The organism is Virgibacillus xinjiangensis (assembly GCF_042643145.1).
In the GTDB taxonomy this organism is placed as follows: domain Bacteria; phylum Bacillota; class Bacilli; order Bacillales; family Amphibacillaceae; genus Virgibacillus_O; species Virgibacillus_O xinjiangensis.
In genome coordinates this window covers 1-25,216 of the sequence record NZ_JBHRSA010000022.1, presented here as the reverse complement: position 1 = coordinate 25,216, position 25,216 = coordinate 1, and the positions used below count along the sequence as shown (strand labels likewise).

The following is a 25,216-nucleotide window of genomic DNA, read 5'->3' as shown; positions in this document are numbered from 1 at the left end:
CCAGTAAGTCGTTATGATTTATTTTCTGCCGCTTTGTTTTTGGCTGTACCGGCTGCCTTCTTGTTTCCGGCGGCTTTTTGATTGCGGTTGTTCTTCAATTGCTTATTTTTGCTCGTTGCATTGTTTTTTACCTTGGTATTCTTTTTGATGCCTTGGGACTCACGGTATTTAGCTACCGCTTCCTCTGCATTGCCATCGTACATTACCTGCCCTCTTTCCATCCAGATGCCGCGGGTGCAGATCTGTTCAATGAAACTGAGGCTGTGAGAAACGATGATGACGGCCTTTGCCCGTTCCATCATCTCCTGGATCCGTTCGCTTGCCTTTTGCTTGAAAGCCATATCCCCGGTCGACAACGCTTCATCAATAATGAAAATATCCGGCTTCAGGATGGCGGCTATACTGAATCCAAGCCTCGCCTTCATCCCGCTCGACAGGTCTTTGACCGGCTTTTCGATCTTCTTGCCAAGACCTGAGAATTCTACGATTTCATCATATTTTTCATCGACCCGTTTCTTTGGGATGCCAAGCAGCATGGCGTTGAGGTAGATATTATCTTCCCCACTGAGATGAGCATTGAAGCCTGTTCCATAACCAAGCAATGCGGATGTCTCTCCATTCAATTCGATGGCGCCTTCATCCGGTGACAGGATTTTGGTCAGCACCTTGCAAAGGGTACTTTTACCAGCTCCATTATGACCGATGATGCCGACTACTTCACCCTCTTTGATTTCAAAGCTGACATCCTTCAATGCCCAAAAATCCTTTTTGCCCAGCTTGAAGGATACCCCGACATTTTCCGCTTTGATGATCGCCTTGTCCGTCACATCTGTTTCTGTCTTTTGCAGTTGCAGATTGCGATGCTTCCTGGGCGGCCTTGGGGGAACGGTTGCTTTGTAATGCTCCACCACTTCCTTCGGGTCACCGATTTCTCGCACACTTCCCCCATCGATCCACATCAGCCGGTCACAATTGCGTTCGGCATAGCGGAGGCTGTGGGTGACGATGATCACCATTTTCGCCTGCTTGACAAGCTCTTTCATCTTGGCAGCCGCTTTCTTGCTGAACTTTGCATCACCTGTGTTCAGAGCCTCATCGAGAATGAGAATCTCCGGCTGGAGGTGTGCGGCCACACTGAAGCCGAGACGGGCTTTCATACCGCTTGAATAATACTTCATCGGATGATAGAAGAATTCGCCGAGATCGGAGAATTCATGGATATCTTTGATATATTTTTCAATCAGTTTTTTATCAATGCCGAGCATCATCCCGTTCAAGAAGACATTTTCCTGTCCGGTGAGCTCCTTGTTGAAGCCCATGCCGAACGAGAACAGGGCAGTCACCTTGCCATCTACTTCGATTTCTCCCCTGTCCTCCTTAAGGATGCCAGCAATGATCTTGCTGAGTGTCGTTTTGCCGGCGCCATTCGAGCCGATGATGCCAAGTATTTCCCCTTGGGTTCCCTCAAAGTCGATGGATTTGAGCGGCCAAATCTTTTTTGACTTGGCATTATCGCCCCGCTCCTTGACCATGCGGAACACTCTCGATTTGATATCTTCTTTATGGGCTCCACCATAGAAGGAAACCCCAATTCGCTTCGCCTTGATCACTTTTTCCGGCGTTTTATCATGGTTGATAGGCATTTTGAAAAACCCTCTTTTTATTCATAATTGCTCCTCTGCCAAGGAGCTTTTCCTGTAGCTTATAATGCCTTGATGATCTTATGTTCATGTTTGCTGTAATAATAAAGCATAAACACGATGGCTGCCAGGGAGGTGATGAAAATCACCGATAACCCAATGAAATCCGGGTTGCTGTGATGCATAAGGATCGCACGGTACGATTCCACAATGACAGCAATCGGATTGTAATCCACTGCCCAGCTGTATTCCGGCGGCAATCTCCCGCCTTCCCAAATGATCGGGGATGCATAGAAAAATATCCTCGTCACATAGGTGAGCACATTATCGATATCTCGAACAAACACGGTCATATAAGCGAGGATCAGACCGACCGCCAGTAAAAAGGCGGTCTGCACCAGTATGATGAGTGGCAGGTAGATCAGCTGCCAGCCCGGCATTACACCGAATATGGCCAGAAACACTGCGACCACTATCAAACCGAAACCGAAATTGAACAGCTGTGTCATCGTAAACGACAGCGGAAACAACGACTTCGGCAAGTAAACTTGATTGATGATCGAGCTGTATCGCATGATGGATTTGGCTGATGAGTTGATGGTGGAGCTGATACACCGCCAAGCCACCAGACCGATCACCAGGAATAACGGGTAATTTTCCCCGCCCCGCTGGAGGATGATCACTACCAGGAAGTAGTAGACCAACACGTTCAAGAGCGGATCCAGGAGCCACCAGAAATATCCAAGGTAGCTGTTCCGGTGCTCTGCTTTCAATCCGGATTTCACCAGATATATAAGTAGATCTTTACGTTTAAGCATTTCCTGCAAATATGTTTTCATAAGAACAAATGACACCGCCTAGCTTCTCAAGGACCGGACCCCTCTTGGAAGGGGCCCGGCCTAATTATTGTGAAATTCTATATTTGATTATATCGCGCACAGAGAGAACCGCATAGTGGGCAAAATACCACAGGCTCTTACGGACGCTCTGACTCTCCACTTGGCGGAAGACATGCCAGTTCTGTTTGGCCGCCTTCCATTTATTGCTGGAGATGGAATTTCCGACAACGCGGTACTTGGCCAGCACTTCCTGCATACCATAAGCAAGATGCCCGCGCCTCGTCAAATCGAGCCATAGGGCATAGTCCTGGCGAGTACGGATATTGACCATTTCTACACTGCCCGTCTTTTCTGTATCCAGCATGACTGTCAGGCAGCCGATCACACAACGCTTCATCAATGCATCATAATCCACCGTAGCAGGAGCTTCTGTGACCGCATTGGTCATCGTTCCATCCTCCTGCATCCGGCGATATTGTGTGAACGAAAATGCCACCCCGTTATCACGCATGAATGCCAGCTGCCTCTCCAGTTTTGCCGGCATCCATTGGTCATCACTGTCCAAAAATGCCAGGTAGCGGCCTCTCGCCTCACGGATGGCAGTATTGCGGGCGACGGCCGACCCTGAATTCTCTTCCAGGACAATCAGCCGGATCCGCGAATCCTTCTGTTGATATTCTTTTACGAAATCAACCGTCCGATCCTGTGACTGGTCATCCACAATGACCATTTCCCAGTCAGTGAAGGACTGGTCGAGGACAGACTGGATGGTTTCTTTAATAAAACGCTCTGCATTATAGGCAGGCGTGATCACTGAAATCAAAGGACTTTGATTGTTTTCCAATGTCATCCTAACCTTCCGTTTGAGCTGTCCGCCTTCCAAGCATTTGCTCGTACCAGTCGACCAGCTTCTGTTCTTGTGTTTCCCAATTCAATTCTTCCATAACAGCCGTCTTGCCATTTTCACCCATAACCCGAGCTCTCTCTGGATTATTGCGGAGAAATTCCAATGCTTCCCGAATGGCATCATCATCATAAGGGTCGACAGCAATGCCGCAGTCATACTTGTCCACAAACTCTTTCCATACAGGGAAATCCGAGCAAATGACAGGTAGTCCAGCGTTCATGTATTCAAAGAACTTGGTCAGTTCCTTCCGTTTATAATGCTCTGTCGGCGGAAAGAGCGCAATCCCCGCCAGCCAGTTTCGGCTGAGGTACCGGTCTTCGATCACTTCTTTATCGATGAAGCGGTCGACCCCTTCGATGATGAGCTGATCTTTCTTCTCACCAGCCACGGCATACATCTCATCCGCTAAATCACTTGGGCACTTGCCCACAAAGTGGACGGACAATGACTCATCAATAACTGGCAGCTTTGCATGGAAAAAGGCTCCCCGCACTTCTGATACATTTCCGGTATAGATGACCTTGTCTTCCGATTCACCCTTCCGCTCATGACGGATGAATTTTTCGTTCACGGTAGGGTAGTTCAATATACAGGTTCCCCCCGGATATATATCTTTATAATATTTCTCCGCGAGGCACAGCTCCATCTCTTTTGAAAAGAACTTTTCCATATATTTATAGACCGCCGCTACTGCTTTTTTCACGGCCGGCCTCATGTAGTCTTTCTGCAGAATGCTTGTGACATAGTCCTCATGGATATCAAAGATGACCTTGTTGCCATCATGCTTCAGCAGCCACCCGACCGGAAGCAGCTCGGGATCATGAAAATGGTAGACTTCAGCATTTTGATCCTTCGCTTTCCAGTACGCCTGCAGCGTCCCGAACAGCATCCGTTTCCATCTGCTTTTATAGCGCTTCAGCGGAATATGCCTGATTGGCTTGTCAGCCGTCCGGCCATTTTCATCCCGTTGAGCGATCAGTGTCACATCGTATCCGGCTTTTGCCAAGGACTTGCATTCTTTATGAAAGATTCTCGGGTCATATGGGTGATGCACTGTTGTCAGATGTACCACCTTTTTCGGCGTAGCCATGCTCCTTCATCTCCTGTTGAAAGCTTATTTCGTTCGATTGCTTGTCTTTACAAACATTTCTTCATATTCTTTGGCAATTTTCTCTGCATGAAATTCATTCGCACGTTCGATGCCTTTTGTGGCAATCTGCCGCAAATTTTCTTGGTCCATGCTCAGCAGCTTAAGCATTTTCTCTTCCAATTGGCGTTCATTGCCAACTTCGCACATTTCTCCGTATTCCCCATGGTCCAGCACTTCTATAGCGCCTGGGCGGGATTTCGTGGATACAACGGGTGTACCTGTTGCCAGTGCTTCTGCCAACACATGCCCGAACCCTTCCCGCTTGGAAGAGAGAACAAACAAGTCGGCATGGTGGAAATAGACATAGGGATTCTCCTGGAAACCGAGAAAATGCACCCTGTCACCGACTCCAAGGTCTGCAGCAAGCTGCTTCAACTCCTGTTCCAGTTCCCCTTCACCGAGAATGGCAAGCCTTGTATTGAACAAACGTTTGTTCAAATTCGCAAAGGCCCTGATCAGCGTGTGGTGATCCTTATCTTCCACCAGCCTCCCAGCAGTGATCAGCACCTTGTCCTCCTTCTGGAAAATCTGCTGATGTTCAGGCCGCATGTTTTCTGTCTTCATTAAATCTTGTATGGTTTCCACATCCACGGGGTTATATATCACATCTATTTTCCCGGGCTTCACTTTGTAGCGTTTCACAATATTCTCCTTCACTCCATGCGAAAGAGCGATCACCCTACTCGCACGCCTGTACAGAAGGCCGTAAAGCTTCAATTTGAAATCCGCTGCCGGAGTTCCGCCTAAAAAGGCCGCCTCCCGCACCACATTCTTCGCTCCGCTTTGGGAAAGCATCGTCCCCAAAATGGCGATTGTGTTGTAATTGGGGATCGTGCTGAATACAATGTCCGCCTCTTCTCTGCGGATGACTTTGGAAAGGGGAACAATCGCCGACCGCAGCCGCTTTGTCTCCAGCTTGATGAATTTCACATCCGGCTCGAGATAGGACTCATAACTTCCATTATAGTCCAGGGTCACCAATATAGGGGTGAATCTGTCCCTGTCCATCTTGTTCACAATGTTCAAGAGGGTCCTCGCGGCGCCCCCCGCCCCCATTTGATAGATAAAAAACAATATCTTTTTCTTCTTCATCATACTCAGCCTTCCCTCGACATAAAAGCACAATTATACTCACGCATTATATCATAGCACCAACAATAAATAAATTCTCTCATGAATGCACCCTCGGCTGGATCCGATGAACATGGCGCGGGATGCGATGAACATGGCGCGGGATGCGATGATGAACGCCTGGGATCCGCCGAACATGGCAGGGCTTCCGCTGAACACGGCGCCGGATGCGATGATGAACGCCTGGGATCCGCCGAACATGGCGGGGCTTCCGCTGAAATTGAGGACGCTCCCGATGAACATGGGGCTCCTCCCGCTGAGCACAGTACCCCATTCGATGAAAGCACCATATTTTTTATATAAAGAGGAATTTACCTGGCGATGTGGAAGTTATATATAATCTTTATTAAAAGAAGGAAGTGATCAGATGATAATTAAAAAGCGCGGCTACTCAGAAAAGCTGGCTCAACTGGAGGCAATGGAGCGGCGGCTGCCGCATTCCCATACTTTAAAACAGCGGGTTCTGACCGATTACAAAAGTGAACTGCGTGGGATAAAGGGAGAAAGGGAGGTCGATTTTCCACTGGAGTTTCTCGACCCTGACAAGTTCTTGATTCTGCACAATGTCCGGCTGCCAGATTACCAGGGTTATTTCCAAATGGATACATTAATTTTATCCAGGGAATTCATCTTGATATTGGAAGTGAAAAATTGGTACGGAACTATCATTTTCGGGGAAAACGGGCAGGTGACACGCATCGGAGACAATGGCCGTGAAGAAGGATTTAAAAACCCGATTCCTCAGACGCTGCTTCAGCAACGGCGGCTCCAAAACTGGCTTCGCACTCGTAATGTCACCAGCATCCCTGTCACTTACCTTGTGGTTATCAGTCATCCGTCCACTATTATAAAATCCTCTTCAAGCATCAACCAGATTCCTTTGGAAGTCATTCATAACAGCGATTTGACAATAAAAATTGATGAATTAGACAACTTATACTCCTCACCACAGCTGACAAAACAACAGCTTCACCATTTATCTAGGCAAATAGTAGAAAACCATCAGTCGAACAAACAAAATTTATTGGACTACTACTATATCAAAAAAAGCGACTTAGTCACGGGTGTTTTCTGCCCCTCCTGCCACACTGCGCCTATGGTTCGCAGCAGGCAGAAATGGGGATGCAGACAATGCGGCCATTACTCGGATAAAGCGCATTTGCCAGCATTCAAGGATTACCTTCTGTTGATAGGAAACGAAATTTCCAACAAAGATGCTAGACACCTGCTCCAAATTACCTCCCCCCACGTAGCAAAGAGACTTTTACAAAATGCAAAATTACCTGCAAAAGGAAAAACGTCCGCTCGAGTCTATGATTTATCCCCAGCCATAAAATGGAACGAACTTCAGTTAAGAACCTCCTGCCCTATCCGCTGAATCGCACGCTCATCCGATGAACCTCTCGCCGCATCCGATGAACACGCACGATCACCCGATGAACCTCCCGCCGCATCCGATGAACACGCACGCTCATTCGCTGAACTCCTCGCCGCATCCGCTGAACCCTCCGCCGCACCCGATGAACACGCACGCTCATTCGATGAACCTCCCACTGCATCCGCCGAACACGCACGATCACCCGACGAACCTACCGCCGCATCCGATGAACACGCACGATCACCCGCTGAACCCTCTGCCCTATCCGCTGAACCTGCACACTCACCCGATGAACCTACCGCCGCACCCGATGAACCAGCACGCTCATTCGATGAACCTCCCACTGCATCCGCCGAACCCGCACGCTCACCCGATGAACCCTCCCCCTCCGCCGCATTCGCTGAACTCAAAAAAACCCGGCAATCATGATGCCGGGTTTTCCTTATTTTCCATTCACGACAGGCCTGCCGATGGAATGGTATTCCACACCGCTTCCGCGCACTTCATCCAGTGTAAAGCAGTTGCGGCCGTCGAAGAGGATGGCTTCGTTCATCCGATCACGATAGCCGGCCAATGGAAATTCTTTGATTTCCTTCCATTCGGTGAGGATGATGGCAATATCTGCGTGCTGGAGTGCTTCTTCCACACTTCCTGCGTATCTCACCTGATCGGGCAGAATTGTTTTTGCATTGTCAGCCGCTACTGGATCATAGGCTGTAACTTCTGCTCCGGCTTCGATCAGTTTGCCGGTCACTTCAATTGAAGGAGCTTCCCGCATGTCATCCGTGTTTGGCTTAAAGGCAAGCCCCAACACGGCGACCCTCTTTCCATTCAGGCTGCTGAAGCGGGTGAGAAGTTTTTCTACGATGATCACCCGCTGGCGTTCATTGGCATCGACCACATTTTCCAAGATCGGCATATCATAGTCCGCCTCTTTGCCGATGGAAATAATGGCCCTCGTATCTTTCGGAAAACAGGATCCTCCATAACCGATCCCCGCATTGAGGAAACTCCCGCCAATCCGGTTATCCATCCCCATACCTCTGGCAACATGGTCAATGTTTGCACCGATGCGCTCCGATAAGTTCGCCATCTCGTTGATGAAACTGATTTTTGTTGCCAGGAAGGCATTGGATGCGTACTTGATCATTTCTGCGCTGCGGAGGTCTGTTTTTACAATCGGCAGACCGAATCCTTCATTGACACGCTCCAGCATCACAAGTGCTTCGTTATCGTCTGAGCCGATAACGATCCGGTCTCCATGGAACGTATCATGGACAGCTGAACCCTGCCTGAGGAATTCCGGGTTGGATGCAACGTTGATCGTCACATCGTGTACAAGATTTGCTTCGATGGTTTCTTTGATATGTTCATTTGTGCCAACCGGGACTGTACTTTTGGTCACGATGACGGTATCATTCTCCAGATTTTCTGCAATGTTCCGGCAGGCCGCCTCAATGTAGGTCAGGTCGGCAGATCCATCATCACCCTGCGGCGTTCCCACTGCAAGATAAACCAGCTGCTTGTTTCGAAGGCCCTTCCGGTAATCTGTAGTGAAGTCCACCCGGCCTTTTTGAAGGTTTTGGACGAGAAGCTCTTCCAGCCCGTCTTCATAAATGGGGCTCTTTCCGTTTTCCAACATCTCCACTTTTCTCTCGTCTATATCAATACAGGTGACCTGGTGGCCCAATTCGGACAGGCAGACACCTGTGACCAGGCCAACATAGCCTGTGCCGATTACTGCTATATCCATTTCACTCACTCCCGCTGTCTCTTAAGCTGCCCAACTTTTTTTCCATGTAAGCTTTAATGTCCTCATGAAGGTCCTGCCGGTTCAAAGCGAAATCAATCGTTGCCTGGACGAAGCCGAGCTTTCCTCCAATATCATATCGTTTGCCCGCAAAGTTGTACGCCAACACTTTCTCACGGTCGTTCAATGTTTCGATTGCATCCGTCAGCTGGATTTCCCCATCTTTTCCCGCCTCCTGGTTTTTCAGGATGCTGAATATCTCTGGGGTCAATACATACCGCCCCATGATGGCCAGATTGGAAGGCGCCTTTTCCCTCGCCGGTTTCTCTACCAGCGACTCGATTTCCTGAACAGACGGACCATAACCATTCTCCGAAGATGGGTGGATGATTCCGTACTTCGACACATCCGCCCACGGGACGTCCTGCACACCAACAACGGAATGTCCAAATTGGTCATGCACATCGATCAGCTGCTTCAGGCATGGCTCGTCCGCTTCGACTATATCATCCCCGAGCAGCACGGCAAATGGCTCCTGGCCGACAAAACTTTCCGCCACACAGATGGCGTGGCCAAGCCCTTTTGGCTCCTTCTGCCGGATATAATGAATATTTGCCAGGTTTGATATGGACTGCACCATTTCCAGCATTTCTGTTTTCCCTTTCTTGGTGAGCTTTTCCTCCAATTCATATGAGGTATCAAAGTGGTCCTCGATTGCCCGCTTCCCTCTTCCAGAAATGATGATGATGTCTTCTATGCCGGACTCTACTGCTTCTTCTACAATATATTGAATGGTCGGTTTATCAACGATTGGCAGCATTTCTTTCGGCTGGGCTTTCGTTGCTGGCAGAAAACGTGTACCCAGGCCAGCCGCCGGAATGATTGCCTTTTTTACTCGCATATTGTTTAGCTCCTTTAGTTAGGATTCACAGTTCGATTCATTCTATCAGTAGTTTATCATAAAACCTCTCTATAAGATAAAAGTAGCCATCCGCATACAGGAGGACGGCCCTCCAACATAAATGTTCGCTATCTATCGCAGTAATATTGGGGAGCATCTCATATGTTTTTAAACTCTTTAAAAATTCCCCTTCCTTTAAACTACGCGCAGGCAAGCAAATCCCCCACTCCTCTCTGCTGGTGCACTTCCCCTCCGACAATTCAGCCACCATTCCCTTTTTTTCTGCATTATTAGTTAAAAATGCAACAAACGAGGAAAGAATGTATAATAGGTTTAGCTGTAGAGTAAGTCCTGAACAGTTATACGAAACCAACTACGTTTGCAAAGGAAGGCAAAATAATGAGTTTGTTTACAAGAATACAAGCAAAAGAAGAAAAGATTGCAGTAATCGGGCTGGGATATGTCGGTCTCCCTCTGGCTGTGGAGCTTGCCAGGAAATATGATGTCATCGGCTTTGACGTCAATCACCAGAAGCTCGATAAATATATGAGCGGGGTGGACGTCACGGATGAAGTGGGTGATGAAGCTCTCAGAAAAACGACCATGACTTTCACCAGCAATGAAGAGGATCTGAAGGCATGCAAGTTCCATATTGTCGCTGTTCCGACCCCGATCAATACAGATAAGACACCAAATCTGGATCCAGTTATAGGGGCAAGCAAAACCGTCGGCCGCAACCTGACAGAAGGATCGATTGTCGTTTATGAATCGACGGTCTACCCGGGAACAACGGAAGAAATCTGTATTCCGATGCTTGAAGAAGAGTCCGGGCTGCAGTACGGGACAGACTTCAAGGTCGGCTATTCTCCTGAACGGATCAATCCTGGAGATAAAGTCAACACCTTGACGAAAATTACTAAAATCGTTTCCGGTTCTGACGAAGAGGCTTTGAAGGAGATTTCCGCGCTATACAGTTCAATCATCGAGGCCGGCGTCCATGAGGCAGAATCCATCAAAGTGGCAGAAGCTGCCAAAGTCATCGAGAACTCCCAGCGCGATATCAATATCGCATTCATGAATGAGCTGTCGATGGTGTTCAATAAGATGGATATCAACACAAAGGCCGTACTGGAAGCGGCAGGCACCAAGTGGAACTTCCTTAAGTTTACACCAGGACTTGTCGGCGGCCACTGTATCGGGGTCGATCCGTATTATTTCACCTATAAAGCGGAACAGCTCGGCTATCATTCACAGATCATCCTGTCCGGCCGGAAGATCAATGATGATATGGGCAAATATATCGCCAGCAACATTATAAAGAAAATGATCAAGGCAAAACAGGAAATCGATGGAGCAAGAGTGGCCGTGCTGGGACTCACATTCAAAGAGAATGTAGGAGATGTGCGAAACACTAAAGTGATTGATATCATTACGGAACTAAAGGAATATGGTGTCGAGCTCCTTGTCCATGACCCAGTTGCCGAAGAAGATGAAGTGAAGAAAGTGTTCGGCATTGATCTCGCTGACAAGGAAGACTTAAAAGACCTGAATGCTGTCGTTTATGCCGTTCCACATGAGGCGTATAAAGAAGAGTTCGACTTGGATACATTTGAGCAAATGTATAAGGATGATCGAAAGGTGCTCGTCGATGTAAAAGGGACACTGGATCATCATGCATGTGAAGAAAGAGGCTTCCATTATTGGAGCCTGTAATCGTAAAGAAAAAGCCCTGCCGGTTTGGACCTGGCAGGGCTTTTTCTCTATTCCCTGTTCTTCACCTTGATCTCTTCACTTCCAGTAATCAAATAATTCAATTCCTCTTCCGGAATGTCGTTCAATTCCTTCCGCTTCATGAAGTAGAAGATCAGTCCGAGCACGACCCAGGCGATCAGGGCGATCCTTGACTCGATGCCGAGGAAGGCCGGTGAGCCTGGTATCAGCAAGAGAGCCAGGAAGGTGAGGCTCGCAACCATGCCGAGCAGCGCGAAGGTCTTCTTGCCTGGTGCGACCACGTGTTTCTGTGGATTGAAGTCGCTCCCCTTGCTGCTTTTGAACAGGGTGAATGCCGTATAACAGGTGTAGAAATAGGCGATCGTCACCCCGATGGATGACATGTCGACCACCCAGACAAGCGCTTCGCGGCCGAACCACGGCGCAATCATGGACACGATGACGGCGAAAATGATGCCGAGGTATGGCGTCTCATATTTCGAATGCAGTTTGGAAAAGGCGCCCGGGATGATTTTTGCCCGGGACATCGCGAACAACAGCCGGCTGGTGGAGATGATGAAGCCGTTCAGGCCGGTGAATATCCCCATACTGAGCGCAACAACCAAGAGCACCAGGCCGAATGTGCCGAGCAATTCTTGGATGGCCACCCCTGTTCCCCATGCATGGCCTTCTGCGACTAATGCTTCCCATGGCTGTGTCATCGCTGTCGCCAGAATCATCATGCTGTACAGGATGGCCGCGGCCAGGATGGCGAAAATGATCAGGGAGAAAGCTTTCTTCGAGGAAAATTTGAATTCCTCTGCCGCTTGCGGCACATTATCAAAGCCGACATAGGCCCACGGGGCAATCGCGACAATCGAGATGATTGCAGCGAATGCCGTCGTCTCTGCCGGGAAGTAGGCATCTATATTGCCAAGCCCTGCTCCAGGCTGGGCGCCGACCATTAAGGTGACGGTCACGATACTGGCGATCATCACTAAGCAAAAGTAAAACTGCGCACGGCCGGTGATGCCCGCGCCGCGGATGTTCATGAAACCGAAGAAGCCGAGCAGGATCGAAGCGATGAGGATTTCCATCCCATACACTTCCCAGCCGGCAATCTCATATAGATATAAATTCTCAATTACTGCCGGAAAAACGAATTTGATCATCAATGCAAATGCCGACGCATTCAAGGCAACAATACAGATGTAGCCGAGCGTCAGGAACCATCCGCTCACAAAGGCATGCGTCCGCCCCAAACTGATGAAGGCATAGGCGAACTCACCGCCAGAAACCGGAAAGCTCTTAATCAGAAACCCATAACTCACCGCGATCAGCATCATCAGCAGCGCACCGATCAGGAAACCGATGATGACACCAAGCGGGCCTGCCGTGGACATCCAGTTCGTCGGCTGCACAAACGCACCCCAACCAATCGATGACCCCAGTGCAATTGCCCACACCCATTGCGGCTTCAGGGATTTTTTCAACGTCGTTCTGTTCTCCATGGATGAAATCTCCTTTATGTATGATACCCAGACTTATTATGTACTATCTGTGATCAGATGATTCTTAAATTATATCAACCATTATGTGACCTGCGCGAATGAAGACTTTTATGTGATGAGGGAGGAATTTTGTCTAAGAATGGCGAATTGGCGCGTGACATGAATGGTGAGGGAAAATATGGGCAGATTTGGCGTAGAATGGGAGGAGAAGCGGGATGGAGTGCAGTTGATGTGGCGGGTGCGGTGGTTGGGGCCCGAGTCGAGGTGCATGCGGCACGAGTGGCGGGGGCTGGCGACCGAGTGAGCGGGTGCGCGGCACGAGTGGCGCGGGTCGGCGACCGAGTGAGTGATCGTGTGGCCCGAGTGGTGGGGGCTGGCGACCGAGTGCGATGAGGCGCGGCCCGAGTGGCAGTGGCTGGCGACCGAGTCGAGGTGCATGCGGCCCGAGTGGCGCGGGTCGGCGACCGAGTAAGCGGGTGCGTGGCACGAGTGGCGCCCAATAGGCGAAGCCCTCCATTTAATTAAGTAATGACACTATTTCCATTTATTTTATTGCTATAGATGCTTCCTATGAAAGGTGATAAAATAGTTCCAATTCACCTAGGAGGAGCACATCTATGCAGAAACAATCATCATTTTCTACCTATGCGATTATTGGCACGATGCTATTCGGAATGTTCTTTGGTGCGGGAAATTTGATATTTCCGATTCAGCTGGGGCAACTCGCTGGCACGAATTTTTGGCCCGCATTGATCGGGTTCCTCACCACGGCCATCGGGCTTCCTTTTATAGGGATCTTGGCATTTGGTTTATCCGGCAGTAGTGGATTGCGTCAGCTGGCAGGCAGGGTCCATCCACTATTCGGATTGGTCTTTGCCATCGCTCTTTACCTGACGATCGGACCATTTTTTGCCATCCCACGAACAGCGACAGTTCCTTTCGTTGTCGGGTTTGAGCCGTATATCAACCCGGTGCATGGCAGTTTATATCTGGGGCTCTTCAGCTTTGCATTTTTTGCGATCGTCTATTATTTCTCGTTGAATCCAGCGAAGATCATCGACTATATCGGCAAATATCTGACCCCTGCGTTTTTACTGTTTTTATCTCTTTTAATTATCACTGCGATCGTTAAACCGATGGGCAACTTCGGCCAGCCGATTGGGGATTATAATGATTTGGCATTTATCACGGGCTTCAAAGAGGGGTATAACACGATGGACGCCCTTGCCTCCCTGGCATTCGGCATCGTTGTCATCCAGGCAATAAAGGGACGGGGGATTACCGGTTCTAAGGAAATCGCGAAAGCTACGCTGAAATCAGGGATTTTCGCCATGGGGCTGATGATGCTGCTGTTCGGACTCATTACCTACATGGGTGCATCGAGTCTGTCAGCCATCGGTTCTTATGATAATGGCGGGTTGATTTTCGCTGCAGTTGCCCAGCATTACTTCGGGGCATTCGGAAACATTCTGCTGGCGATCATCATCGTCCTGGCTTGCTTGAAGACGAGCATCGGATTGATCATAGCTTGCAGCGAGTTTTTCCATCAGGTCTTTCCTAAGATAAACTATAAGCTGTTCGTTCTGATCCTGTGCCTTCTGTCGTTCCTCATTGCCAACTTTGGGCTCACCAATATCATCCAATATGCGGTACCCGTATTAATGCTGCTGTACCCGCTGGCCATCGTTTTGATCTTATTGACCCTTTCGTCCTCATTATTCGGACATAAGCAGAGTGTTTACGCAACGGCCATGCTATTCACTTTTTGTGTCAGCTTCTTCGACGGATACAATGCGTTAGTCGACAGCGTACCAGGGGCGTCTCTCTCATTATTTGAACCAATTACATTGTTCTATATGGAGCATTTGCCACTGTACGATATTGGGCTAGGCTGGATGTTGCCAGCTCTCGTTGGTGCGGTCATCGGCTATTTTTGGCCGACAAGTTCTAAAAATGTGGCTGCATCCCAACATTAGTCAGGGGAGCAGTTTAGGAAAATTCTAAGCTGCTCCCTGATTTATTATCCTAATTAAGGCCTGAGTGGGCGGGAATGGCGCCTGAGTGAGTGGTGCTGAGGCACGAGTTGAGCGGGACGAGGCCTGAGTGAACTGTGCTACGGCACGAGTGACGCGGGGTGAGGCACGAGTGGCGAGGGCTGGCGCCCGAGTGAGTGGTGACGTGGCACGAGTGGTGAGTGGTGTTGAGGCCCGAGTGGACTGTGGTACGGCACGAGTGACGCGGGGTGAGGCACGAGTGAGATGGTCCGCGGCCCGAGATGAGGTGCACGTGGCCCAAATTGAGCGCGACTTGGCCCGAGTAGAGGGCAATCCTCCTCAGCCTGCCCCCATTTGTTTATTACTTCTACGAAAAGAAAATATTCATTATATAAGTTTGAATAAAGGGTGATGTATAATGAGTAACCGTTTCGATGATAAAGTTGTATTAATTACAGGTGCAGCCTCTGGTCTGGGCCAGGCATCAGCCTTACAGGTGGCTAAAGAGGGGGCAAAGCTCTCCTTGGTAGACCTTAATAATGAAGCATTGGAAGAAACCAAAGACCTCATTGCTAAAGAAGCTCCTGAAGCTGAGGTGCTCCTGATCACTGCGGATGTGTCGGATGAGAAAGCTGTGAAAAATTATGTTCAGCAAACAACCGACCATTTTGGAAGGATTGATGGATTCTTCAATAATGCAGGAATCGAAGGCAAGCAGAATCTTACAGAAGACTACAGTTCTGATGAGTTCAGCAAAGTAGTCGGCATCAACCTGAACGGTGTGTTCTACGGAATGAAATATGTGCTGGAAGTAATGAAAAAACAAGGATCCGGTGCGATTGTCAATACCGCATCCGTCGGCGGCATCCGTGGTGTCGGGAACCAATCCGGCTATGCAGCCAGTAAACATGGCGTTGTCGGCTTGACCAGGAATTCCGGAATCGAATATGGCCAATATGGTATAAGCATTAAAGCAATCGCCCCAGGTGCCATCATGACACCGATGGTAGAAGGCTCTCTGAAGCAAATGGGCGGTGACAATTGGGAAGAAGCAGGAAAAGAATTTGTCAGCACCAATCCGATGAAACGATTTGGTAAACCGGAAGAAGTCGGCAGCCTTGTGGCATTCTTGTTATCTGATGAAGCTGATTTCATCAATGCCGCAGTGATTCCGATTGATGGCGGCCAATCGTATAAATATTAATAGTAAGCTTAAAACCCAAAAACAGCCGGCCACTCCAGGTGCCGGCTGTTTTGTTAGGTCCATTTATTATCTTTGCCTTTTTTCCAACTGCTCTTCCAATTCCACTGTCTGAAGTGTCCCTCCTTGATATAGATTTCAATGATGCTGTGGTTAATAATGTGAATATAATAGGACAGGTAACATTGTTCGGAAGCAGGAATGTATAACCGAGGCATATAAAAAAAGGCTGGGATGAACTCGTATAGAAATAATGAGTTCTACCCAACCTTCTAATTACTCCAATAAAGCCTTCGCAGTAACCTCATCGGTAATCAGGACATGAATCAATTTTCCACGAAGCGCCGCTCTGATTGCTTCTACTTTTTCTTCACCTGCAGCTGTACCTATGACCAGAGGGATCTGCCGCAAACTATCTAAATCCAGTGAAACGCATTTTTCATTCCAATCATTTTCAACAGGCTCGCCTTTTTCATTGATGAAGTTATAACATATATCTCCCACTACATCCCTGTAGTCAGGGTCATCTTCTATACCATGATTAAGATAAGACTTAACCATGGTTGAATGCTCAGGCGTACCGCCAATACCCACCACTGCTATATGGGATTGCTTTCCGGTATCACATACTTTTCTTATCGAGGATTGATTGATAATGATATCCTTGGCTTCTCTAGAGTCTAACAGTACGGGGGCATGAAGCAGCCGATATTTCGCCTGCAACCGTTCTGCAAATGTGGCTGCAATATGATTGGCATGAATGTCTACTCGTTCATCCCCCATCCCGCCTACTAATGGAACAAACGTCAGCTCGGGGAAATATTGGCTGGAAGACATCGCCGCTGCCACTTCGTCTAACGTGGTTCCTGCTGAGACGCCGATAATCTGTCCATCCTTGACCATTCGAAGTAAATATTTGCTGGCTGCTTCTCCCAGGTGTTTTTTTGATTGATCACTTTCCGAAAAAGGTACACAAACGACTTCCCGCAATCCATATTTGCGTTCCAGCTTTGTTTCCAGCCCCGTAAAAGGGTGTTCCTCCTCATCATGAATGATGATTTCAACAATACCCAGTTGTTTTGATTTCGTAAGATACTTTGATACCAACGAACGACTGACACCAACATTCTTGGCTATTTCCGACTGAGTAGCACCCTGTTCATAGTACATCGTGGCTATCTTGACCATAAGCCTTCTGTCTTCCAAATATGACATTTCCTTCACCTATCCCGCATTTAAAACTTAATTTTTCCCTACTTGAATTCTATCACGCTTCCATCTTTACATTCAGGCAGTTTGGAAGGTGAGGCAAATACTGCACCTGGCAACACATCTTCGTTAGGCTCAGAGAAATAAATGGAAATATGCCCGAGCTCTTTCAAGTTTTCATTAGCTGAAGATCCGACAGCCGTCACGGTGTACTCCTGATCATCCACGATAAACTTGCCGCCTTCTTTAATAGGATTCTCCGAAGAGTCTTCCGCAGCTTCGTGGATGATGGATACTTCTTTCAACTCATCTGGAGCCTGAGGACCAAACAGAATGATAACTTTTTCTTCCTCAAAAGCTAAAGCTAAAGGTCCAACATTTTCTACAACTGATTTATACATATACTATACCTCCATTAATGTGATCAGAATCTGATATTAAGATGAATACATTCCAAAGCTTGCAAAATATGCAATGATAACGGCAAGGACACCCGTGATCAAACGGCTGTATAAGACTGCCGGTACACCAAATTGAACGGTTTCAGGCTCTGCCTCGGCCAGCGATAAACCTACCGGTACGAAATCCGCACCTACCTGTCCGTTGATTGCGAACAATGCCGGCAATGCAAAGGCAGGGGGGATATTCCCCGCACCGATCTGGCTCCCGATCAGGACCCCGATAACTTGTGCAATTACTGCACCCGGCCCGAGAACTGGTGACAAGAATGGCAGGGTACATATCAGTACAATGACGATCAACCCGCCTAGTGAACTAGCTAAAGGAGAGAGCGTATTTGCTATGACATCTCCAATACCGGTGTAATTGATGATACCAATCAGCATACTGACAAACGCCATGAACGGGAGAATATTTTTGATGAGCATATCAATAGAATCCCGACCTGCTTGATAGAATGTACCGGTCACCTTCCCTATGGATTTTGAAAATCGCATTAGGAGATTATCCTGTTGCTTCTCTCTATTTTCCTGCTTCACTTTTTCATACGTTTCCTGGAATTTTTCTCGATCGGACGTGTCAAAACTAGTTGCATCCTCTTCCGGCTCTTCTGACTTTTCCACGGTCGCCGCCGACTCCGACTCATTCAATAATTGAACATCCTTGGGGGCAACCCCTGATACAAAGATATCTTCCGTAATATGTTTAGCAAGTGGCCCTGATGGCGATGCATCCATGACATCAACCGTAGGAATCTTTTTCATGGGATATACGCCGATTCTGGCTGTTCCCCCACAATCAATAATGACACAGGCCATTTCATCCTCAGGTACAGAATTCTTGAAACCGTCAACTGCTTCCGCCCCGCTTAATTCCGCTATTTTCTGTGCTACTGGATGGATGCCGCCGCCTGTAACGGAGACTACTTTCGTTCTTTTCCCTTTCGGCTCAATTTCAAGGCCTTTTCCCCAGCCTCCAGCACCTTTGTTTACAAAAACAGGCTTATACGTCATGATGATCACTCCTTAACCGCAGAATTCGCCATTCTTCGCGCTAGATATTTTGTTATCTGTTCTGTTATCACACCACGGATCAGAATAATTAGTATCGCTACAAGGAAATACCGGACAGCCAATTCTGATTGAGAATAACCTGCCTGCGCTATCCCGTTTGCTATCCCTAAATAGACAAACAGTTCACCGGCATTTGCATAGGGAAATAACGAAGTAACTGGGTGTAGAAACGATACCAGTGAATCGAAGAATGCTGGTTTCTGTTCTTCTTTGACAAACCTTCCAAACGTGTATGCCATCGGGTTTGTTAGTAGTAAAATAGATAAGATAGGCATCAATGTATATCGTAGGATCATATATTTCGAAGCAAATTGTATTCCTTTTGTCACTCTGTCATCCCCGATGAATTTGATCATTGCATAGGTGAATGTCAGTAGAACTACTAATGTCGGTACAATTGATGTGAACAAACTCATGAATTGTTCTCCACCGGCATTGAACAAACCTATGAAATGCTCACCAAACCATTCAATCCATTGCATCCCTCATGCTCCTTCCTGTAAAAAGAAATTATTTCTAGATTTGATAGCCCTTTCATTAAATTAAATAATGAAAGTTTTTTATCCCCGCTGGGCGTTGCCCCCTATGTACAAGAGGTGCACAGAGGGGCATGTCCAAGAATCCCATAATTCAAGCTCTCTTTTTGGGAATAGTCATCAACGCATTCTCCGCTGCAGACATCAAGGCAGCAGTGATTGCAGGTATCTTCTTCTTTTTGCTGTCTTTACTTGGTGTATGCTTATCATGCAAATCTGATAGTAATGTGCCAACATGCAATCCTTTATAGCGCTCTACTGCTTTGAAGCTTGTCAACACACTTACGCCTTTCATTACTTGGCATTCAATTATGTTATAATCCTTATCTACAATAAGCATTGCTATCGATCCCGACTTCAACATCCTTCTAGATTGTCCGGAAAACAAATAGTAATCACTATTCCCTCTGTACCTGCTTATAAGCTTCTCCATTGATTTCCGATAATGTCTTACTTGGATAAATGTAAGAGCATAATTCATTACCAAAATGAGACAAGCAATAATTATTAAATTCATATCTGCCCCTCTATTTCACCAGCCTGGCTTTACCCCGGCTTATTTGTCAGAAAACATGTGGTCCTGTAAGGCTCTCAACTTCCAAACTGTAGTGGATGGGTCGAGTTCTACATCATCCTGTGTTAAAAATTGTCCTTCTTTAATATCTTGTTTAGCGACGACTTTCCCACTGATCAATCCGATAGGAATATGTCCATTTGTTTTCATGTCCTGATGCGTTTCCAGCACCCCTCTGACCGAATATCCACCAATACCATCCAGGGTTTCTCCTTCTTTAATATCCCTTTTTGCTACTGTTACCGTTTCAGACACTGGAGCTCCAAGAGGATGGATGGACGTATCTTGATTCAGTACAGCCTTCGCAATGGTGACTGGAGTTTCCAAGCTTGCCAGATGGTACGGACGATACAGAGTATAGTGATTACCGTGATTACTATCTACTTTCAGCAGGTAGCGCAGTTCTTCATCTACCGGTTCCAACTCACTCTTCACAATGACGAAAACCCCTGGTGCCAAGCCATTTACATATTCAACTACACCCAGGTTGTCCAATACTCCTCCATTTTCTTTCAGATCCAGTTTCTTAGCAACATCGTCAAGCCCTGCGTCCACCCCATGCATGCCGACTTTGTCAGGTACTAATCCAATCGCATTACTTAACAGATTCATCTCTGCCATTGTTTTCGTACCATCTTGGAAGGCAGCGAGCATATGTGCACTCATATTCTTAGCTCTAGCTTCTTCGGCAGCTGTATCCGGATTCGCATTCGGCTTGAGTGCGTTATTCTTTCCTTTACCTGCTACAACTACTTCCATTCCCATGGTCTTGGCAAATTCATACAACTCGACGATTGCGGCGGGTTCATCTCCAGCTGATCCAGAGTAAACCAACCCAGCAGAGTTGAAAAGAGAATTCATATAGGAACCAATGGTGATATCCACTTCAACATTGAGCAGTACCAAATGTTTTTGAGAACGTAAAGCTTCTAATGAAATGTTTGCACCGACTTCCGGAACACCGGTGGCATCCACTACTACTTCCACGTTTTGTGACTGGATCACTTCTTTATAATCAGTAGATGCAATGGTTTGGACATTGAGTTTTTCCTGAGATAGATAGAATTCTTTTGCTCTGTTAGCGTTTTCTTCTCTGATATCAGAAATTCCTCCGACTACCATTCCTGGAATTCTGGAAATCTGTGAAATCAGACCATATCCCATTTGGCCTGCCCCGATTACACCGACCTTAATTGGATTCTTTTCCCTATCCCTTTCCAAAAGCTGTTGATAGATTGACATGTTGCTTCCTCCTTTTACACTGTAAGCATCAAAGCTTCAGACCCTTAGATTCAACAATGAGAGAATCATATAATCTAACAAATGTTACATTTAGTAAAAATTGATTAGATTATGTAACATTTGTTACAACTTGTATCATTTGTTAGAATGCGTTTTCATTATATATTTGAAACCGGTTTCTGTCAACAGATTTTTTAAAATAATCTTACCTGCCAGGAGATTGCTATTTTCTAAAGCTATACCACAGCATATTTGAGTGCCGCTCGGAGGCGCAAATCGGCGGAATCATCTGTTACTTGGGCCATGCAGGGCGCAAATCGGGTCACACCTTCTACCACTCGGGCTGTGCAGGTCTCTCTCCATAAAAATAGCCGGCCACCTCACCAGGTGCCGGCTGTTTCTTTAATTCTATTTATTCCCCTTACCATTGCCCTTTCCTTTACCAACTGCTTTTCCCTTCGGTCCCATGATGACCTCTTCTGATACGTTGCCTGCGTGGTCCGTTGCGATGACTTTGACCGACTGGCTCGGGTGGATGCCGTCTAATGCATGGGTGGTGGCATCACCTGAAAGTGGCTCGTCCAACGCAGAGCTGCCGTCGACGATCACGTCCCAGGAGGCGATTCCGCTTCCGCCGTCAGTGTCTGCCACTTCCACGCTCAGTTCGCGCTGGCCGCGGTTGACATCGGCTTCCACCACCGGTGCGGTCGTATCGAGAATCACCGGCAATTGGATTTGCTGCGGCTCGGCTCCATCATAGTCGATCACTGCCTCGGCCTCCAGGTAGTACTGGCCTTCTGGTGCGGGTTTGCCATCAATGTTGCCGTCCCACATCCAGTCCGTGGATGCTTTATAGTGGGTGGCCAGGCCGCTGTCATAATAATCTTTGGCCAAAAATTCTTCCTCTGCGATATGCTCTACGATATTTCCATCCTCATCCACCACACGCACGTTCAATTCGGCTGCATTTCTCAATAAAGTGATGGCGAGTCCGGCATCATCTTTCACGCCATTGCCATCCGGAGAGAACGCGATGGTCTCAGGGTCCACGGTTTCCTCCCCTGCACCAAGCACGCCGAAGCTATCCTCGCCCAGATGCGTGACGACGCCGGTCATGCCGTAATAGCTCATCGGATCCCATAGTGGCGTGTCAAAGATCGGCGCTGCATCCCACTCGCCTTTGAAGCCGGCATATGGAACGGTCAGCTGTGGATGATTGTCCGATGGGTCTGTCAGTGTGACAAAGCCTTCCAGCCAATAACCGTTGGTGAAGTACTGCCTGATCGACTCGTCCCACTCGCTGACATCAATGGTTACGGTGAAGTTTGCCGATCCGCCGGCCGGAACTGTGATGCTGTCCTTATTGACCGTGGCGGCATTTTCCAATTCATAAGCGCCGATGTCATTAGGAGCGGAGATCATGAAACCTCCCCCGTCCACCGGTGCGTCTGTCTGTGCATTTGCTTCGACTTCATATTCGACCGCTTCATCTGAGAAATTTTCCGCTTGCAGCTCGAAGCTGACTTCATTTTCGGTGACTTCCTTTAGTGCGACTTTCGCTTCATTCGTCTCCGGCTCCGTCACCATCACCGGCGTGGACAAGGCGGCATGCAGCTGCATGATCCCTGCTCCCTGGCGGCGCGGGGAAACGGGTGCCCCTTGGAAGTCCACGGGTTCCGACGTGTTCATCATCAGGTTTTTGGCCAGGTTGACGCGGTCCGCTCCATCATAGCCGAAATCCTCATCGACCCGCTCCAGCACGAGCGCGCCTCCGCCGGATACATGCGGTGCGGCCATGGACGTGCCGCTCATCAGGCCGTATTCATTATCATTCAGTGTGGAATAGATTTGCCCTCCTGGTGCGGTGATTTCCGGTTTGAAATCAAGGTTCGGCGTAAGCCCCCAGGAAGTGAAGGCGCTCATCTGGCCTGCTTCCGGGTTGACGATGCTCGTCTTTTCCCCGGTAAATGTGATGGACACCTCTTCACCATTTTGCAGTGATTCCGCAAGCGCGTCCCCATCACTTTTTTGCATGAACAACTGCGGGATGGTGATTTCCGGGTCTGTCGCCATGTTGACGATGCCGTCTTCGTTATTATAGATGATCACCCCGGCCGCTCCGGCTGCCTGCGCGTTCAAAGCCTTTTCCGTAAAGGCAAGCTCACCGCGCTGAATCAGGGCGTAACTACCTGTGAGGTCTTTCCCTTCAAAATCTTCCGGAGATCCGAGACCTGCTTCAACTAAAGCAAAAGATTTCTCCTCGACATCATCCGGATGCGTGCTGCTGGCTGACAGGAATGCTGCCCGCTCTTCGGACCCGTCGATGCTGTACTCGAGGGCATCTACTTCCATCCAGACATTTTCATAGGATGCCACTTGCAGTGAGTCTTCCGCAAGACCAGGTGAACCGCTCACCCCATAGTCCGGATTGGAGGCATACGGGTAGAAGAACCCGTCCCCGAACATGGCAGAATTGCCTGCGGAAATCGACATGAGCACGCCATTATCCACTGCCCGGCTGACCGCCTGCTGCTCCGGCGACTCCTCACTCACGAACCCGGACGGCGAGCCGAGGCTCATGTTCACCACATCCGCTCCCAGCTTGATCGCGTCATCGATGGCTTTGATGTAGATGTCGCCATAGGTGGACTGGAACTCGGGATCGTTTCCGAATACTTTCAACGCCAACAGCTGTGCCTCGGGTGCGACACCCTTGATGCCACCGCTATCTTCATCGCCATTCGCCCCTACCGTTCCGGCAACATGCATGCCGTGATAGGAAGCCTCGGAATGGACTTCGCGGATTTTATCATTTCCATCCATATAATTGTAGCCATAAGGAACTTTTTCCGTATAATACTTCCCAGGCAGTTCCTCTTCCTCGACCGTTTCCTGGACAAATTCCTCTGTCAGCTCGGCCGTTTTGCCGTCGGAAAGCACCATGTCCCGGTGGCTCGGGTCGATACCGGTATCAATGATGCCGACCACCATGCCTTCCCCTTGATGGCCAAAGTCTCGCCAGGCTGCCTGCGCCTCGATGATCTCCTTGCTGGAAATCATGTCGGGCTCGGCGATCGGGCGCTCATAAGTATTCACCATATGTACGGCTTTGACTTCCGGAATCTCCTCGATCTCTTGAATATCGCCTTGTTTCACATTGGCACTGAAGCCATTGACGACAGCAGAGAATTCCTGCTCGAACTTCGCCTTCAGCCCCTTTGCCCTCATCTTATCCTTGGCATTCTTCTGGACCGCTTCGGCCGCCCGCTCAAGCCCTGTCTTCTTGGACTTCTCCATATCTTTATAACGGACACCTTGCTTCGTCGCCTCTTCCACCGGCGCCTCCTCATCCATCTCGACAATGACCCTGACTTCCTGGTCCGGATCATTCGTCTCCTTCCACTCATCCTCACTGATCGACGGCTTCTGTTTGTTCAGCTGCTGCACCTGACCCATCGCGCTTGCAACGGATGCATTCCCCAGCACGAGCAGCACCGCCATCCATACGACGGCAATCTTCTTCCCCATTCTCTTCCCCCCTGAATTTATATCTATCACGCATCAACCTGGCTCCGAACCGGTCCTCCCTTCGATATACTTGCAAAATATTCAGATATCCGTAATCATATAAGATGCTAGATTCCCCTACTAGAGTCGAAAGTCCCGGGTTTCAGGAAAAATTTAGGGGATTGCGGTGGGAGGCAGGGCGCGTGGCCCGGGTGCGGCATGATGGCGCCTGAGTAGCGGTGCGTATGGCCCGAGTTCGGCTTGGTGGCGACTGAGTGGCGGTGTGTGTGGCCCGAGTGCGGCATGACGACGCACAAGTAGCGGTGTGTGCGGACCGAGTGCGGGGTGGTGGCGACCGAGTTGTGGAGCGTGCGGCCCGAGTGCGGCATGACGACGCCCTAGTGCAGCTTGGTGGCGACCGAGTTGCGGTGTGCGCGGGTAGTGTCAAGAAGTCTGTGTAATCCACTCTCCCTGATAAGGAAACCAAGTTGGTTTTATATGGAG

At 48.6% G+C, this 25,216-nt stretch carries 21 protein-coding genes; 5 read left to right on the top strand and 16 right to left on the bottom strand.

All coding sequences use genetic code 11. From position 1 onward, the window contains the following. Positions 1-11 precede the first annotated feature (11 nt). The 6 genes from ACFOGI_RS05650 to ACFOGI_RS05625 all read right to left on the bottom strand — a co-directional run bounded on the left by ACFOGI_RS05650 (position 12) and on the right by ACFOGI_RS05625 (position 5,868). Positions 12-1,643 carry an ABC transporter ATP-binding protein gene (locus ACFOGI_RS05650; protein ID WP_390269740.1) on the bottom strand — a complete coding sequence of 544 codons (1,632 nt, stop codon included), beginning with the start codon at positions 1,641-1,643 and terminating at the stop codon, positions 12-14. Positions 1,644-1,702: 59 nt separating this feature from the next. After that, a complete protein-coding gene (locus tag ACFOGI_RS05645) occupies positions 1,703-2,479 on the bottom strand; it encodes an ABC transporter permease (RefSeq protein WP_390269737.1) in 777 nt (258 codons plus the stop codon). Positions 2,480-2,543: 64 nt separating this feature from the next. Further along, a complete protein-coding gene (locus tag ACFOGI_RS05640) occupies positions 2,544-3,329 on the bottom strand; it encodes a glycosyltransferase family 2 protein (RefSeq protein WP_390269734.1) in 786 nt (261 codons plus the stop codon). A 1-nt stretch (position 3,330) separates the two neighbouring features. After that, complete coding sequence (locus ACFOGI_RS05635) at positions 3,331-4,476, bottom strand: glycosyltransferase (RefSeq protein ID WP_390269731.1); 1,146 nt, start codon at positions 4,474-4,476, stop codon at positions 3,331-3,333. A 24-nt stretch (positions 4,477-4,500) separates the two neighbouring features. Next, positions 4,501-5,631: a glycosyltransferase gene (locus ACFOGI_RS05630; RefSeq protein ID WP_390269728.1), complete on the bottom strand. Its 1,131-nt coding sequence runs from the start codon at positions 5,629-5,631 to the stop codon at positions 4,501-4,503. A gap of 48 nt (positions 5,632-5,679) precedes the next feature. Beyond that, positions 5,680-5,868, bottom strand: coding sequence for a hypothetical protein (locus tag ACFOGI_RS05625; protein WP_390269725.1), 189 nt, complete (start codon positions 5,866-5,868; stop codon positions 5,680-5,682). Positions 5,869-6,034: 166 nt separating this feature from the next. On the opposite strand from ACFOGI_RS05625, the gene ACFOGI_RS05620 reads away from it, so the two are divergent. Further along, positions 6,035-7,045 (top strand): nuclease-related domain-containing protein, encoded by a 1,011-nt coding sequence (locus tag ACFOGI_RS05620; protein ID WP_390269722.1) that lies wholly within the window; start codon positions 6,035-6,037, stop codon positions 7,043-7,045. Between the two features lie 442 nt (positions 7,046-7,487). On the opposite strand, the gene ACFOGI_RS05615 is transcribed toward ACFOGI_RS05620, so the two are convergent. Beyond that, the gene (locus ACFOGI_RS05615; protein ID WP_390269719.1) at positions 7,488-8,798 is read right to left on the bottom strand and encodes a UDP-glucose dehydrogenase family protein; all 1,311 of its coding nucleotides are present in this window, start codon (positions 8,796-8,798) and stop codon (positions 7,488-7,490) included. A 1-nt stretch (position 8,799) separates the two neighbouring features. Then, a complete protein-coding gene (galU, locus tag ACFOGI_RS05610) occupies positions 8,800-9,696 on the bottom strand; it encodes a UTP--glucose-1-phosphate uridylyltransferase GalU (protein ID WP_390269716.1) in 897 nt (298 codons plus the stop codon). A 399-nt stretch (positions 9,697-10,095) separates the two neighbouring features. On the opposite strand from galU, the gene ACFOGI_RS05605 reads away from it, so the two are divergent. Beyond that, a complete protein-coding gene (locus ACFOGI_RS05605; protein WP_390269713.1) occupies positions 10,096-11,409 on the top strand; it encodes a nucleotide sugar dehydrogenase in 1,314 nt (437 codons plus the stop codon). 47 nt (positions 11,410-11,456) lie between these two features. On the opposite strand, the gene ACFOGI_RS05600 is transcribed toward ACFOGI_RS05605, so the two are convergent. Then, positions 11,457-12,917 (bottom strand): APC family permease, encoded by a 1,461-nt coding sequence (locus ACFOGI_RS05600; protein ID WP_390269710.1) that lies wholly within the window; start codon positions 12,915-12,917, stop codon positions 11,457-11,459. Between the two features lie 129 nt (positions 12,918-13,046). Between ACFOGI_RS05600 and ACFOGI_RS05595 the strand changes: the two genes are divergently transcribed. The 3 genes from ACFOGI_RS05595 to ACFOGI_RS05585 all read left to right on the top strand — a co-directional run bounded on the left by ACFOGI_RS05595 (position 13,047) and on the right by ACFOGI_RS05585 (position 16,115). Beyond that, a complete protein-coding gene (locus ACFOGI_RS05595; RefSeq protein ID WP_390269708.1) occupies positions 13,047-13,310 on the top strand; it encodes a hypothetical protein in 264 nt (87 codons plus the stop codon). 224 nt (positions 13,311-13,534) lie between these two features. Continuing rightward, complete coding sequence (gene brnQ / locus ACFOGI_RS05590) at positions 13,535-14,893, top strand: branched-chain amino acid transport system II carrier protein (protein WP_390269705.1); 1,359 nt, start codon at positions 13,535-13,537, stop codon at positions 14,891-14,893. Between the two features lie 436 nt (positions 14,894-15,329). Then, complete coding sequence (locus tag ACFOGI_RS05585; protein WP_390269702.1) at positions 15,330-16,115, top strand: glucose 1-dehydrogenase; 786 nt, start codon at positions 15,330-15,332, stop codon at positions 16,113-16,115. 273 nt (positions 16,116-16,388) lie between these two features. Here the strand turns inward: ACFOGI_RS05585 and ACFOGI_RS05580 are convergent, their stop codons facing one another. From ACFOGI_RS05580 to ACFOGI_RS05550, 7 genes are all read right to left on the bottom strand, one after another. Further along, positions 16,389-17,327, bottom strand: a complete 939-nt coding sequence (locus ACFOGI_RS05580) for a sugar-binding transcriptional regulator (RefSeq protein WP_390269699.1) — start codon at positions 17,325-17,327, stop codon at positions 16,389-16,391. Between the two features lie 38 nt (positions 17,328-17,365). Continuing rightward, a complete protein-coding gene (locus ACFOGI_RS05575) occupies positions 17,366-17,722 on the bottom strand; it encodes a PTS glucitol/sorbitol transporter subunit IIA (protein WP_390269696.1) in 357 nt (118 codons plus the stop codon). A 36-nt stretch (positions 17,723-17,758) separates the two neighbouring features. Next, the gene (srlE, locus tag ACFOGI_RS05570) at positions 17,759-18,793 is read right to left on the bottom strand and encodes a PTS glucitol/sorbitol transporter subunit IIB (protein WP_390269693.1); all 1,035 of its coding nucleotides are present in this window, start codon (positions 18,791-18,793) and stop codon (positions 17,759-17,761) included. Between the two features lie 5 nt (positions 18,794-18,798). Beyond that, positions 18,799-19,335, bottom strand: a complete 537-nt coding sequence (gene srlA, locus ACFOGI_RS05565) for a PTS glucitol/sorbitol transporter subunit IIC (RefSeq protein WP_390269690.1) — start codon at positions 19,333-19,335, stop codon at positions 18,799-18,801. Positions 19,336-19,483: 148 nt separating this feature from the next. After that, on the bottom strand, positions 19,484-19,906 hold the full coding sequence (locus tag ACFOGI_RS05560) for a transcriptional regulator GutM (RefSeq protein WP_390269687.1): 423 nt from the start codon (positions 19,904-19,906) through the stop codon (positions 19,484-19,486). A gap of 39 nt (positions 19,907-19,945) precedes the next feature. Then, complete coding sequence (locus tag ACFOGI_RS05555; protein WP_390269684.1) at positions 19,946-21,205, bottom strand: NAD(P)H-dependent oxidoreductase; 1,260 nt, start codon at positions 21,203-21,205, stop codon at positions 19,946-19,948. A gap of 408 nt (positions 21,206-21,613) precedes the next feature. Further along, positions 21,614-24,733, bottom strand: coding sequence for a S8 family serine peptidase (locus tag ACFOGI_RS05550; protein WP_390269681.1), 3,120 nt, complete (start codon positions 24,731-24,733; stop codon positions 21,614-21,616). Positions 24,734-25,216 lie beyond the last annotated feature (483 nt).